Here is a 14,165-nt window from a genome sequence, read left to right as displayed (position 1 = left end):
TGTTAAGGAACATATGGTCCGTTGGTCAAGGGGTTAAGACACCGCCTTTTCACGGCGGTAACACGGGTTCGAATCCCGTACGGACTATATTATCCGCCATAGCTCAGTTGGTAGTAGCGCATGACTGTTAATCATGATGTCGTAGGTTCGAGTCCTACTGGCGGAGTGTATGGAACAAGAGGAGACCTTGCTTAGCAAGGTTTTTATTTTTATGTATCAAAAAAGAGAGGCTGGAATTATCCAGTCTCTTATTGTTTATAATATCGTTTGTTTTTCCATTTGTTATAGATGACAAAGAGGAGAATTCCTGAGCAGAAACAGATACTGCCAATTTTAAAACCTTGAGGGATGAAGTGGAGGACCACGGTTCCAGTTCCTTTTGCAACATCTACTTTCATCAGTCCTTTTTGAGCTTTCTGAATAGGCAGTTGTTTGCTATCTTGGGTTGCGGTCCACCCTTTGTCATAAGGAAGGGTGAAGAGGAGCGAACTGTCTCTATGGGTTTGATAATGGGCTGTTACGGTATTTTTAGTCGTTGTCACCTTGACATCTTGCTCTTTTATAGTATCTATTGCTTCTTGGAAATGTTCGGTATTGATACGGTAAAATTCAGGGGTATTAAAAGAGACACTCTCATTTTCTGGAAAGGTGATTTTGATGGTTGCTGTTGTTCTTTCTTTAAAATACCCAATATTAAAGAAAGGAAAGACATTATTAAGAGAATAATGCATAGTTTGGTTGTTGACAGTGATGTCAACTGATTCTTTCTCACTATTTGAGAAAGTGAGATGAGCTAGGGTGAGGTAAACTTGACTATTTTCAGGGATGTTTATCGTATAGCTGGCACTTGCAGCATGCTCATTCTTTGCTTTGTCAAGATTAACAGTGATTTGTCCATTGATGTCTTTTGTATTTTCTGAATGTGTGGGTTTTAAGCGATAGTAGTATTGTAAATCAAGTCCGGCTAACTGATTGAGAAACTTGGTTTGATTATCTAATGTGAGATTATCAAACTTGACATCCTTGTAAATTTGATTGGAGAGAACAGCAAGTGGCAGGGAATTTTTATTTTCAAAGAGCGTGAGATGACTAGCTGTTTCAATAGGTGTAAAGCCATATTTATTTGGATTTTGCTCAGATATGTTATAAGTGATACCAAACAAGCTATCCATTAGGATACTGTTATTTTGGTAGCGAAGGTTCAGATTGGTACCAGAAGATTTAAAACCTAGTTTATCAAGTGTTGAACTTGCTGCGGTATTTCTGACAGAAGAAAATTGGGAAATACCGTGATAGTTGTATTTCATGCTATCATTTCCGGTCTGTGCCTCCAGTTTTTCTGTTCGAAAAAATTCTTTAATTTCTTTGTTGGCAAAGTTGACAAGTTTGTCAATATCTTGACTATTTTTTGCATAGGAATCTCGACTTGAAAATACCCATTCTGAAGCAATTCCATCTACCTGATAAAAGGTATTTAGTCCTACTTCAAATACTGAAAAGAAAAGGCTAGCCAATAAAAAGATATGTTTTGGTAGAGATTTTTTAAAGAAGGTGAGAAAGATGAGGAAATAGGCAACCAAGAATTCTAATGTTAGAGTGAATTGGACCAATCCTAAGAATTCATAGTGATGTTTAAAAATAAAGGTAGCTACAAATCCAGCAGATAGTAGGAACAAGGAAAGTAAAAACTGCCAGAGTCTTAGCTCTCTTAAGCGACTCAAACTTTCAGCTGCCATATAGATGATGACAATAGAGAGTAGAAAAGAATAGCGGTGGAGAAACATATTTGGCGCGTGCATACCCTGCCAAAATAAATCTAGAGGTTCAATATAAAAACTAGCTATAAGGATACTAAGGAGCAATCCATAGCAAAGTTTCACGTGAAACGGGATCCTTTTTATAAAGAAAAAAAGAATGGCAAAGATGAGAGGAATCAATCCTACATAAATCATAGGAATGGATCCGTATTTAGTCGTATCAAAGGACCCGATGAAATTTTTAGCGAAGAAATCAAGATACCAAGCATCTTTAGACCATAAGGTTGACACCTTTGTCAACTTCTCACCATGGGTCTTTAAATCAAGAAAAGTTGGCAACAACAGAACCATACTGGTCAGTCCAGCTAGTAAAGATACAAAGAAAAAATCGAGGAAACTCTTGATTCTTTGTTTAAAATCCCAGGATAGTTGAACTAAGTACCAGAGAGCTAAAAAGATAGCTACCATATATCCAAAATAGTAATTTTGAATAAAGAGAGTTGAAAGGCTGATAAAGTAGAGGACTCGTCTTTGTTTGGTCATTAAGTGATGCAAACCGAGTAAAATGATAGGAACAATGATAAAGACATCTAGCCATGTTTTGATCTCTAGCTGACTGGTCGCAAAGCTCATCAGAGCATAGGAAGTTGACAGGAGTAGTAAATGAGGGTGAGAAATATTCCTAAAGATTCCTTTTAGACTAATGAAGCTTGTTAAGCCCATGAGTCCAAATTTGATGATGGTGAATAAATAGACCGCATCTGGCATACTATGGACATCAAAAAAATAGACCAAGGGAGATAGGAGACTTCCTAGATAATAACTAGATAAGGCATAGAAATTTAATCCTAAACCGCTTGTAAAGGTGTAGAAAAGGCTGTCAGAACCATGCAGAATATTGCTAAGGGCAGTGTCGAAAATCACGTATTGATGAAAACCGTCACCCAATAAGGGAGAAGTCGAACTCCCCCAGTAAATACCTTGACTGGCATAGACAATAGTCATGATGATAGCTGGAATGAGAAAAGCAGCAGGGTAATGTCCATGGTTTTTGAGAATGTCGTGAATTCTTTTCATCTTTGGTTATCAACTCTTTCTTTGCTAGTTTTCTTTATTATAACATAAAAAATCGGCTCTATAATTTCTGTAGTGGGTAACTTCCACTGAAGAGATTATAGGGCTTTTTCAGTGTAGAAAAAAAGTCCCATATAATCTATAATGAAAAGCGACGAAACTCACATTAGAAAGAATCATATGGAACGACTTAATAATACCACAAATCTTATCGGAATTAAAGATAAAAATATCACCATCACTTCTGCTTACAAGTCTAAATCCCATATCCTCATTCAAGCAACCTTAGATTATCCTGCTCCTCCTTGTCCTCACTGCCAAGGAAAGATGATAAAATATGACTTCCAACGAGAATCCTCTATTCCTATGCTTGATATTCAAGGATTTCCTACTCTTCTAAAACTGAGAAAACGCCGCTTTAAATGCAAGTGTTGTCTACGTGTATCCGTATCTCAAACGTCTCTCGTCAAGAAACATCATCAAATTTCTCAACCTATCTGGGACAAAATCACTCAACTACATACGGAAAAACTAACGAACTCTGATATTGCTAGAAGACTTCATATCTCTGTCTCTGTTGTACAGAGAAAACTGAATCAATTCTCCTTCAAGGAACAGTTCTCACAATTACCTAAAATCCTCTCTTGGGATGAATTCTCTCGAAATAAGGGAAAGCTGGCATTTATCGCTCAGGATTTTCAAACCAAAAAGATTATCACTATTCTTGAAAATAATCGACAAACAACCATTAAAAACTACTTCCTCAAATACACGAGAGAGGTGAGGGAAAACGTCAAAGTCGTAACTGTAGATATGGCTGGTAACTACATCCCCATCATTAACTTCTTATTCCCAAAAGCAAAGATTGTTCTGGATCGTTTTCATATTATTCAGCACCTGAGCCGAGCTATGATGGCTACTCGAATTGCCATTATGAAGAACTGTGACAAGGACTCTCTTTCTTATCGTGCTATGAAACATCATTGGAGAATCCTCCAAAAGGACAGCCGGAAACTCTCTAACAAACTCTTTTATTCTCGAACCTTTAGGCAAACCTTAACCCCTAGAGAAGTAGTTCAAAAGACCTTAGACTTGTCAGAGGAACTAAAGTACTATTATGACCTCTATCAGCTCTTGCTTTTCCATTTTCAGGAGAAGAACAGCGAGGCATTCTTCGGACTGATAGAAGACTATTTACCTACTGTGAATTCTACTTTCAGAACAGTCTTTACAACCTTTCTCAAATACAGACAATACATTACCAATGCACTTGAATTACCTTATTCAAACGCTAAGCTAGAAGCTACTAACAAACTTATCAAAGACATCAAACGACAAGCTTTCGGTTTCCGAAACTTCAAAAACTTTAAAACAAAAATTCTCATCGCTTTAAACATACAAAAAGAGAGAACCAACCTGATTCTCTCTCGTATGGGGTAATACTTCACCCACTACAGTTGACAAAGTGCCAAAAAATCTGATGGCTCAGCATCAGATTTTCTAGGCTAATCTTTCCACAATTCTTTGACTTTGGCTTGTACTTCTTCATTTTCTAGGAATTCATCATAGGTTTCGTCAATACGGTCGATAACTCCATTTTTTGAAAGAACAATGATATGGTTTGCAAGAGTTTGAATGAATTCGTGGTCGTGGCTTGCAAAGATAATGGATTCTTTGAAGTTTTTGAGCCCATCGTTTAGGCTAGAGATAGACTCCAAGTCCAAGTGATTGGTTGGATCGTCTAAGACAAGGACATTGGATTTTAGCAGCATGAGTTTTGAGAGCATCACGCGCACTTTTTCTCCCCCTGAAAGGACGTTGACAGGTTTGTTAACTTCATCACCAGAAAAGAGCATACGGCCCAAGAATCCACGCAAGAAGGTATTATCATCTTCTTCCTTGCTTGCAAATTGGCGGAGCCAGTCTAAAATAGACTCACCACTTGCAAAATCACGGCTATTGTCTTTTGGTAGGTAAGATTGGCTGGTTGTTACCCCCCATTTTACCGTTCCTTCGTAGTCAATGTCTCCCATAATAGCACGAATCAAAGCAGTTGTTTGAATATCGTTTTGTCCGATAAGTGCTGTTTTGTCGCCTGGACGGAGAATAAAGCTGATATTGTCTAAAATGATCTCATCGTCAATTTTGACAGATAGATTTTCAACAGTAAGAAGGTCGTTTCCGATTTCACGTTCAGCTTTGAAGTTGATAAATGGATATTTTCGGCTAGATGGCACGATTTCTTCTAATTCAATCTTATCCAGCATTTTTTTCCGTGAGGTTGCTTGTTTTGATTTTGAAGCGTTGGCTGAGAATCGAGCGACGAATTCTTGGAGCTGCTTGATTTTTTCTTCTGCCTTCGCATTGCGGTCTGCAAGGAGCTTAGCTGCTAGTTCGCTTGATTCTTTCCAGAAATCATAGTTTCCGACATAGAGTTTGATTTTTCCAAAGTCAAGGTCTGCCATGTGGGTGCAGACCTTGTTTAAAAAGTGTCGGTCGTGGGATACGACGATGACGGTATTGTCAAAGTCAATTAAGAAATCTTCTAACCAAGTGATCGATTGGATATCAAGACCGTTGGTCGGCTCGTCCAAAAGAAGGACGTCTGGCTTACCAAAGAGAGCTTTGGCAAGAAGGACCTTGACCTTATCTCCATTGGTCAACTCACTCATATTTTGATAGTGAAGTTCTTCAGGGATATGCAGATTTTGAAGGAGTTGTGAGGCTTCGCTTTCAGCTTCCCAGCCACCTAGTTCAGCAAACTCGCCTTCAAGCTCAGCTGCGCGTACACCATCCTCATCTGAAAAATCAGGTTTCATGTAGATGGCGTCTTTTTCTTTCATGATATTGTAGAGGTGTTCATTTCCCATAATCACCACATCAATGGCGCGCTCTTCTTCATAGTCAAAGTGATTTTGGCGAAGGACAGACAAGCGTTCATTAGGTCCTAGGGAAATATGACCTGTTGTGGGTTCAATGTCTCCTGCTAAGATTTTAAGGAAAGTGGATTTTCCAGCACCATTGGCTCCAATCAAGCCGTAGGTGTTTCCTTCTGTAAATTTAATATTGACATCGTCAAATAATTTTCGATCGCTAAAACGTAGCGACACGTCTGATACTGTAAGCAATACAATTCTCCTATTTCTTATGTTTCTCCTCAATTTTACTAGAAAATCTAACTTTTTTCAAATGATTCGGGAATTATTTCGCAATCAGAAACAGCTTCCTCATTTTTTGTGAAAATGGTATAATAGAAAGGAAATCATGCAAGGAGTAAGAAAATGACAAAACCCATTATTTTAACAGGAGATCGTCCGACTGGAAAGCTACATATCGGACACTACGTTGGTAGTTTACAAAATCGTGTTCGTCTGCAAAATGAAGGCAAGTACGACATGTTTGTCTTTCTGGCAGATCAGCAAGCTTTGACAGACCATGCCAAGGAGCCGCAAAAGATTGTAGAATCAATCGGTCAAGTGGCTTTGGATTATTTGGCAGCAGGACTCGATCCTGAAAAGGTAACGATTTTTATCCAAAGTCAAATTCCAGAATTGGCTGAGTTGTCCATGTATTACATGAATTTGGTTTCATTGGCACGCTTGGAACGCAATCCGACTGTTAAGACTGAAATCGCTCAAAAAGGATTCGGTGAGAGCATTCCGACTGGATTTTTAGTCTATCCAATCGCCCAAGCGGCAGATATTACAGCTTTTAAGGCAAATTATGTACCAGTTGGAGTTGACCAAAAACCGATGATTGAGCAGACTCGTGAAATTGTTCGCAGTTTTAATCATGCCTATCAGACAGATGTCCTAGTTGAGCCAGAAGGAATCTATCCGACCCATGAAGGAGCTGGACGCCTTCCAGGATTAGACGGCAATGCCAAGATGTCTAAGTCGCTCAATAACGGGATTTATCTAGCTGATGACATGGATACGCTCAAGAAAAAAGTCATGAGTATGTACACAGACCCTGACCATATCAAAGTAGAAGATCCTGGTAAGATTGAGGGCAATATGGTCTTTCATTATTTAGACGTTTTTGGTCGTGAGGAAGATAAGGCTGAAATTGAGGCTATGAAAGAGCATTACAAGCAGGGTGGTCTAGGAGATGTTAAGACTAAACGCTATCTATTAGAAATCTTAGAGCGAGAATTAGGCCCAATTCGCGAGCGCCGTTTGGAATTTGCCAAGGACATGGGAGAAGTCTATAATATGCTCCAAAAGGGAAGTAGCAAAGCTCGAGAGGCTGCAGCCCAAACTCTTTCAGAAGTCAAGTCTGCTATGGGGTTAAATTATTTTAATTAGAAAATACAAAAACTATCGTATCTGTACAGAAATACGGTAGTTTTTCATTTTTCATGCAATAATGATTGACAAATACAGATAGAATGGTATGATATTAACAATAAAGTCGAGCCTAGCTCAATTAAAGAAAGAAAAGAGGAATCTGTGGATGTCTAATTGGGACACAAAATTTTTGAAAAAAGGTTTTACCTTTGATGATGTATTGCTTATTCCAGCGGAAAGTCATGTTTTGCCAAATGATGCCAATCTCCAAACAAAACTGGCTAAGAATTTAACCCTCAATATCCCAATCATTACGGCGGCCATGGATACCGTAACAGAGAGCAAAATGGCGATTGCGATTGCGCGTGCAGGTGGTCTCGGTGTCATTCACAAGAACATGTCTATTGAACAGCAGGCAGATGAAGTGCGTAAGGTAAAACGCTCTGAAAATGGCGTTATCATCGATCCATTCTTCCTCACACCAAATCATACTATTAAAGAGGCAGATGAGCTCATGGGTCGCTACCGTATCAGCGGTGTACCAATCGTTGAAACCATGGAAAATCGCAAATTGGTGGGCATTATCACCAACCGTGACATGCGTTTCATCTCAGACTATGACCAACCGATTTCAACCAATATGACCAGCGAAAATCTTGTGACAGCTCCTGTCGGTACTGATTTAGAGACTGCTGAAAGTATTCTCCAAGAACACCGCATTGAAAAACTTCCGTTGGTCGATGAAAATGGTCGCTTGTCTGGTTTGATTACGATTAAAGACATTGAAAAAGTCATCGAGTTTCCAAATGCTGCCAAGGACGAATTTGGTCGCCTCCTTGTAGCTGGTGCAGTTGGCGTGACTTCTGATACCTTTGAGCGTGCAGAAGCTCTCTTTGAAGCAGGAGCAGATGCGATTGTCATCGATACAGCTCATGGACATTCAGCGGGCGTTTTGCGTAAGATTGCAGAAATCCGTGCGCATTTCCCAGACCGTACCTTGATTGCAGGAAATATCGCGACAGCAGAAGGTGCGCGTGCGCTTTATGATGCCGGAGTTGACGTTGTTAAAGTTGGTATTGGACCAGGTTCTATCTGTACAACTCGTGTTATTGCTGGTGTCGGAGTACCGCAAGTCACAGCTATTTATGATGCAGCACAGGTGGCGCGTGAATATGGTAAGACGATTATTGCAGACGGTGGAATCAAGTATTCTGGTGATATTGTCAAGGCTCTTGCAGCAGGTGGACATGCAGTTATGCTGGGTTCTATGTTTGCAGGAACAGATGAGGCACCAGGAGAAACTGAAATCTTCCAAGGACGTAAATTCAAGACTTATCGTGGAATGGGTTCAATTGCAGCCATGAAAAAAGGTTCAAGCGATCGCTACTTCCAAGGCTCTGTCAATGAAGCTAACAAGTTGGTTCCAGAAGGAATCGAAGGTCGTGTAGCCTACAAGGGTGCCGCAGCAGACATCGTCTTCCAAATGCTTGGAGGAATCCGCTCAGGGATGGGCTATGTCGGTGCAGCCAATATCCAAGAGTTGCATGATAATGCGCAATTCATCGAAATGAGTGGTGCAGGTTTGAAAGAAAGTCATCCGCATGATGTTCAAATCACCAACGAAGCACCAAACTATTCTGTTCAATAATCATTTGTAGAGAATCTCTGTAAAACTATCAGAGATTCTTTGTTTTCTTTACAAAGGTCATGCATTGTGTTAGAATATAGAACTATGTTGACATTTTGCCTATGATGGATGGATAAATCCTTAAATCGTTAGGGGGAATGATGGACAATTGACATTGTAGACATTGTAGTAAATTAAATTTACAAAATTGTAAACGATATTGTAAATGATATTGTAAATGATATTGTAAAGGAGTAAAAATGGACGGTATTTTATATGCATTAGTCCCTATGATTGCTTGGGGAAGTATTGGCTTTGTTAGTAATAAGATTGGTGGGAAACCAAATCAACAAACGTTTGGTATGACGCTGGGAGCGCTTCTATTTGCTTTAGTAGTTTTTGTATTTGTTCGTCCACCGATGTCGTCAACTCTTTGGGTCTTTGGAATCATTGGTGGTATGCTTTGGTCTATGGGCCAATATGGACAGTTTCGTTCCATGCAATATATGGGCGTTTCCGTTGCCAATCCCTTGTCAAGTGGAGCGCAGTTGGTGTTTGGAAGCTTGATTGGAGCGATTATCTTTGGAGAATGGAGTAAGCCGATTCAGTTTATTCTAGGGATTGTAGTCTTGGTATTACTTGTTGTTGGATTTTATTTTACCAGTAAGCAAGATTCTGAAAAAGATGAGCAAGCTACTCATCATGAGTTTGGAAAAGGCTTTACTGCCTTAACCTATTCAACGGCAGGATATTTATCCTATGCTATTTTGTTTAATAATATTATGCATTTCGATGCTTTGGCAGTTATCCTTCCGATGGCTGTTGGAATGGTCTTTGGAGCGATGATCTTTATGAAGTTCCAAATTCAGCTGGAAGCTGTGGTCATTAAGAATGCTTTGGTGGGTCTCATGTGGGGGATTGGAAATATCTTTATGCTCCTTGCTGCTGCTAAGGCAGGACTTGCCATTGCCTTTAGTTTCTCACAATTAGGCGTCATTATCTCTATTATTGGAGGGATTCTCTTTTTAGGTGAGACTAAGACGCGTAAGGAAATGCGTTGGTTAACAATTGGTATTGCTTGCTTTGTCATTGGAGCAGTCTTGCTGGGAATTGTGAAATCGTATTAAATTTCAGTTGACAGATATGTAAAAAAAGATTGACAAATTGTGTCAATCTTTTTCTGATATGCTCCCAGCTTGAATCGTAAAGATTTTCAAATCTTCGGGTAGATTTTTTAAGTGTTCTAGGGTAGTAGTCGTGATGAAGGTTTGGATATTTTGAGAGATAGTATTTAGTAAACTAAGTTGACGGCTATTGTCAAGTTCACTCATGACATCGTCAAGTAGTAGAATTGGCTTTTCTCGTGTAACACTTTCCATCAATTCAATTTCAGCAAGTTTTAAGGACAAGACAACGCTGCGATGCTGTCCTTGGCTTCCGAAGTTTACATCCATGTCATTGATGTAAAAGGCTATATCATCACGGTGTGGGCCAACACCAGTATTTTTCTTAAATAAATCTCGTTTACGGCTTTGTAAGAGAGCTGTTTGGAAAGTATCTTCAAGAGATTCATTCTCATGAGAAATAGAGGAAAGATAGCAAATTTTCAGTGTTTCTAGCTCGTTAGAAATATCCCAATGTTTTGCTTGACCAAATTGTTCTAACTTTTTTAGAAAATCAATCCGATGACGCATAACTCGACAACCAAAATCAACTAATTGCTGGTCCAATACTTCTAAAAACGTCTCGTCAATGTGGTCTGCTGATTTGAGATAGGCATTTCGTTGCTTTAATACATGATTATACTGAGACAGATCAGATAGGTAAAGGGGCTTGATTTGTCCTAATTCCATATCGATAAATTTACGGCGAAGAGCGGGAGCTCCTTTGATCAGTTGCAAATCTTCTGGCGCAAAAAGCACTACATTCATGTGTCCGATGTAGTCTGATAATTTGTTTTGCTTGAGATGATTGACCTTGGTGATACGACCTTTGGCGGTCAAATCAATTTCAAGTGGTAAGGTGGTTGTCTGCTTGACTAACTCCCCAGAAACTTTCAAATCTTGATTGGAAAAATGAATCAAATCCTTATCGGAACGAGTTCTGTGGCTTCGTGTCAGAGCTAAAAAATAAATGGATTCTAAAATATTTGTCTTCCCTTGGGCATTTTGTCCTAAAAAGACATTGAGTCCCGAATGAAAAGAAATATCAATAGATTCGTAATTCCGAAAGTGTTTTAGGGTAAGGGATTTTAGCCACATAATTAAGTACCTGGAAAACGAACAGGAGCTTTTTTAGGTTTTTGTTTGCTTGTAGTTTTCGGCTTTGTAGCTGTTTTTTTTAATCCCTTGTTCATCTCTTTCACGATTTTAGCGACTCGTTCTTTTTCCGATTTTTCCTCTTGATAGCGCTCTATTTCTTCTTCACTTGGTTCAAGAATCGAAATGGTGATGTTTTTACTTGGGATGTGAATGTCATCTCCAATTCGAATTTTCTTGCGTCGGCGTTCTTCCCTTTCCCCATTTAGAAAGACTGGGGTTTCTTGTAAGAAAGATTTGATGGCTCCGCCACTTTGTATAATCCCTATTTCTTTTAGGAGAGCTTGTAGGACAATGTATTCTTCAAATAATCTATATTCCATAATTCACCTCAATCCTTGCTATTATACCATATTTCTGAGGAATAAAGCCATTTAATCGTGTTTAGGTGTTCTTTCCTTAAGAAAGTTTAGGATTTTACAAACAAAGAAGAAATCGTTCTCATCATGAAGAATCTTGTCTTCTAAATCCCAAAAGAAATCCATTTCGTGATATAATAGAAGTCTATATCAGAAAGCATGAGGAGCACTATGGAATTAGTCAAAGGAGTTCGTCTCCATTTCATTTCTTCAGATAAATACAAAACCAATCGGATTAAAATGCGCTTTGCAGCGCCCATGTTAAAGGAAACTCTAGCTGGGCGTGTCTTGAGTGCCAGTATGCTTGAGACAGTCAATAAAGTTTATCCAACTTCTCAGGCTTTTCGAGAGCGCTTAGCTAATCTATATGGAGCCAATTACTCAACTTCTGTTTCAAAGAGAGGATTAAGCCATTATGTGGATATCAATCTTTCTTTTGTACGAGATTCTTTTTTGAGTCGCAAAAATACCCTAACAGAGGAGATGATGGAGTTTTTAAAGGCTAGTTTACTCTATCCTTTGGCGACAGATTCTGCTTTTGATGAGTCTGCATTTGCGGTGGAAAAGAGAAATGTGTTGCTCGATTTGGAAGCGGAGATTGAAAATCATTTTTATCATGCCCATCGAGAGTTAAATCGGCTCTATTATGAAGAGGAGGATATGCAGCTTCCTCGGATTGGAACGGTTGATTTGGTGAAACAAGAAACAGCACAAAGTAGTTTTACTCAGTTTCAATCAATGCTGGCAAATGATCAGATTGATGTCTTTTTCATTGGGGATTTCAATGAAATTCAAGTGGTTGAAACGATGAAATCGTTCAATTTTCTACCTAGACAACAAGATTTACAGTTGCAGTATCAGCAGTCAACTTCAAACGTTGTTCGTGAAGGATTAGAGCAAAAGGATACGAATCAATCCATTATTGAGTTGGGGTACCATTTTCCTATTCAGTATGGGGATGATGGACATCTTCCTTTGATTGTTTTAAATGGTCTTTTGGGTGGATTTTCTCATTCTAAGTTGTTTGTCAATGTCCGTGAGAAAGAGAGTCTCGCCTATACGATTTCTAGTCAGATTGATATTTTTTCAGGTTTACTTCGTGTTTACGCAGGTATTGACAGACTCAATCGGACAAAGACAGTGAGTTTGATTCACAGACAGATTACAGATCTTAAAAGAGGAAAATTCACAGATGAAGAACTCTCAGCTACAAAAGATATGCTGAAAAATTCGATGTTGTTATCCTTGGATAGGCAAAGTAGCTTAATGGAGCGAGCCTATCTAAGAGAAGTCTTTGGCAGAAAATCTTTATCGCCAGCAGTTTGGTTGACAAATTTACAGGAAGTGTCAAGAGAAGATATCATGGCAGTTGCAAGTCAATTAAACTTGCAAGCAGTGTACTTCATGGAAGGAAAATAATGCAAGAAATTCAGTTGAAGCGACAAGAGTATTCAGGTGTTGGAGAGACCCTTTATAAAACGAAATTGCCAAATGGTTTACGATTGTTTTTAGTTCCAAAACCTGATTTTCATGAAACATATGGAATTATGACAACGCGCTTTGGTTCCATAGATACCACTATTATCCAAGAAGATGGGCAAGAGCGAACCTATCCAGATGGGATTGCACATTTTTTGGAACACAAGCTCTTTGAGGATGAAAACGGACAGGATTTATTGCGTGAGTTTGTCAAATTAGGAGCAGAAAGCAATGCTTTTACAAGCTTTACAAAGACAAGCTATTTATTTTCAACGACTAATCGTGTCAAGGAAAGTGTAAACTTACTGCAAACTTTGGTTTCTAAAGGTCATTTTACACAGGAATCCGTGGAGAGAGAAAAAGGGATTATCCAGCAAGAGATTGAAATGTATCAGGATGATCCAGACTATCGCTTGTTTTTCCAAACCTTAGCCAATCTCTATCCTAACAGTCCTTTATCGGCAGATATTGCAGGCACCAATAGTTCTATTGATGAGATTGAGGTCAAGGATTTAGAAGAGAATTTTGAGCGTTTTTATCACCCTTCTAATATGAGTTTATTTCTTGTAGGAAATATTGATGTCAATGAAGTTTTGAACTGGGTGGGAGATTCGCAAGAAAAATGGAATGTTCAGGCTCAGCTTTTACCTCATTGTCAGAAAGTACCTCTTCATCCGATTATCTCCACAGGAACCATGCGAATGGAAGTAGCAACTCCAAAGTTAGCTATTGGTTTGAGAGGAAAGGATGAAATTGAAGAGTATGAATTATTCCGCTATAAAATTGCTCTGAAACTTTTATTTGCGATGATGTTTGGCTGGACTTCTAAGCGTTTTCAGCAATATTATGAAACAGGGAAATTGGATACTTCCTTGACTTTGGAAGTAGAGGTTGAAAAAGAGTTTCACTTTGTGATGCTAACGATGGATACGATGGAGCCTCTATCGATTTCTCATCAGATGCGCTCTGCTATTCGACAATTTGCAAAAGATAAAGATGTTTCAGAGGAGCATTTAGACACGATAAAAAGCGAAATGTTTGGTGACTTTTTGCACGGGTTGAACTCCTTAGAATATATTGCAACCCAGTATGAGACTCATTTGGAAGGGGAAAATCTATTTGATATTCCTAAAATTCTGCAGAGTATGAGCTTGACAGATGTATTAGAGATTGGAAGCAGGTTTATTAGTCAAGCAGATATTGTGGATTTTACAATTTTTCCAAAATAAAATAAGATAGATACTTGATTAGAGAGAAGGATT

General features: G+C 38.8%; 10 protein-coding genes and 2 tRNA genes. 8 read left to right on the top strand and 4 right to left on the bottom strand.

What is annotated here, in order from left to right; translation table 11 throughout:
• Window positions 1-15: 15 nt before the first annotated feature.
• Window positions 16-87: transfer RNA gene (locus tag AB1I63_08205), tRNA-Glu, on the top strand.
• A 5-nt stretch (window positions 88-92) separates the two neighbouring features.
• A tRNA-Asn gene (locus AB1I63_08200) sits at window positions 93-166 on the top strand.
• Window positions 167-248: 82 nt separating this feature from the next.
• Here AB1I63_08200 and AB1I63_08195 read toward each other — a convergent pair.
• On the bottom strand, window positions 249-2,834 hold the full coding sequence (locus AB1I63_08195) for a YfhO family protein (protein ID MEW4354853.1): 2,586 nt from the start codon (window positions 2,832-2,834) through the stop codon (window positions 249-251).
• A gap of 177 nt (window positions 2,835-3,011) precedes the next feature.
• On the opposite strand from AB1I63_08195, the gene AB1I63_08190 reads away from it, so the two are divergent.
• On the top strand, window positions 3,012-4,271 hold the full coding sequence (locus AB1I63_08190; GenBank protein ID MEW4354852.1) for an ISL3 family transposase: 1,260 nt from the start codon (window positions 3,012-3,014) through the stop codon (window positions 4,269-4,271).
• 65 nt (window positions 4,272-4,336) lie between these two features.
• Here AB1I63_08190 and AB1I63_08185 read toward each other — a convergent pair whose 3' ends face one another.
• The gene (locus tag AB1I63_08185; GenBank protein MEW4354851.1) at window positions 4,337-5,959 is read right to left on the bottom strand and encodes an ATP-binding cassette domain-containing protein; all 1,623 of its coding nucleotides are present in this window, start codon (window positions 5,957-5,959) and stop codon (window positions 4,337-4,339) included.
• 153 nt (window positions 5,960-6,112) lie between these two features.
• Here AB1I63_08185 and trpS point away from each other — a divergent pair, with 153 nt between their 5' ends.
• From trpS to AB1I63_08170, 3 genes are all read left to right on the top strand, one after another.
• Complete coding sequence (gene trpS / locus AB1I63_08180; GenBank protein ID MEW4354850.1) at window positions 6,113-7,138, top strand: tryptophan--tRNA ligase; 1,026 nt, start codon at window positions 6,113-6,115, stop codon at window positions 7,136-7,138.
• A gap of 148 nt (window positions 7,139-7,286) precedes the next feature.
• A complete protein-coding gene (guaB, locus tag AB1I63_08175; GenBank protein MEW4354849.1) occupies window positions 7,287-8,768 on the top strand; it encodes an IMP dehydrogenase in 1,482 nt (493 codons plus the stop codon).
• 239 nt (window positions 8,769-9,007) lie between these two features.
• Complete coding sequence (locus AB1I63_08170; GenBank protein ID MEW4354848.1) at window positions 9,008-9,874, top strand: GRP family sugar transporter; 867 nt, start codon at window positions 9,008-9,010, stop codon at window positions 9,872-9,874.
• Between the two features lie 42 nt (window positions 9,875-9,916).
• Here the strand turns inward: AB1I63_08170 and recF are convergent, their stop codons facing one another.
• Window positions 9,917-11,008 (bottom strand): DNA replication/repair protein RecF, encoded by a 1,092-nt coding sequence (gene recF, locus AB1I63_08165; GenBank protein ID MEW4354847.1) that lies wholly within the window; start codon window positions 11,006-11,008, stop codon window positions 9,917-9,919.
• 2 nt (window positions 11,009-11,010) lie between these two features.
• The gene (locus AB1I63_08160; protein ID MEW4354846.1) at window positions 11,011-11,388 is read right to left on the bottom strand and encodes an RNA-binding S4 domain-containing protein; all 378 of its coding nucleotides are present in this window, start codon (window positions 11,386-11,388) and stop codon (window positions 11,011-11,013) included.
• A gap of 207 nt (window positions 11,389-11,595) precedes the next feature.
• On the opposite strand from AB1I63_08160, the gene AB1I63_08155 reads away from it, so the two are divergent.
• Window positions 11,596-12,843 carry a pitrilysin family protein gene (locus AB1I63_08155; protein ID MEW4354845.1) on the top strand — a complete coding sequence of 416 codons (1,248 nt, stop codon included), beginning with the start codon at window positions 11,596-11,598 and terminating at the stop codon, window positions 12,841-12,843.
• A complete protein-coding gene (locus AB1I63_08150) occupies window positions 12,843-14,132 on the top strand; it encodes a pitrilysin family protein (protein ID MEW4354844.1) in 1,290 nt (429 codons plus the stop codon). The genes AB1I63_08155 and AB1I63_08150 overlap by 1 nt, the downstream gene beginning before the upstream one ends.
• Window positions 14,133-14,165 lie beyond the last annotated feature (33 nt).

The sequence above is a fragment of the Streptococcus pneumoniae genome (genome assembly GCA_040719455.1).
Lineage (GTDB): Bacteria > Bacillota > Bacilli > Lactobacillales > Streptococcaceae > Streptococcus > Streptococcus pneumoniae_G.
The sequence above is the reverse complement of the archived record's forward strand: the minus strand, read 5'-3'. Positions and strand labels throughout refer to the sequence as shown.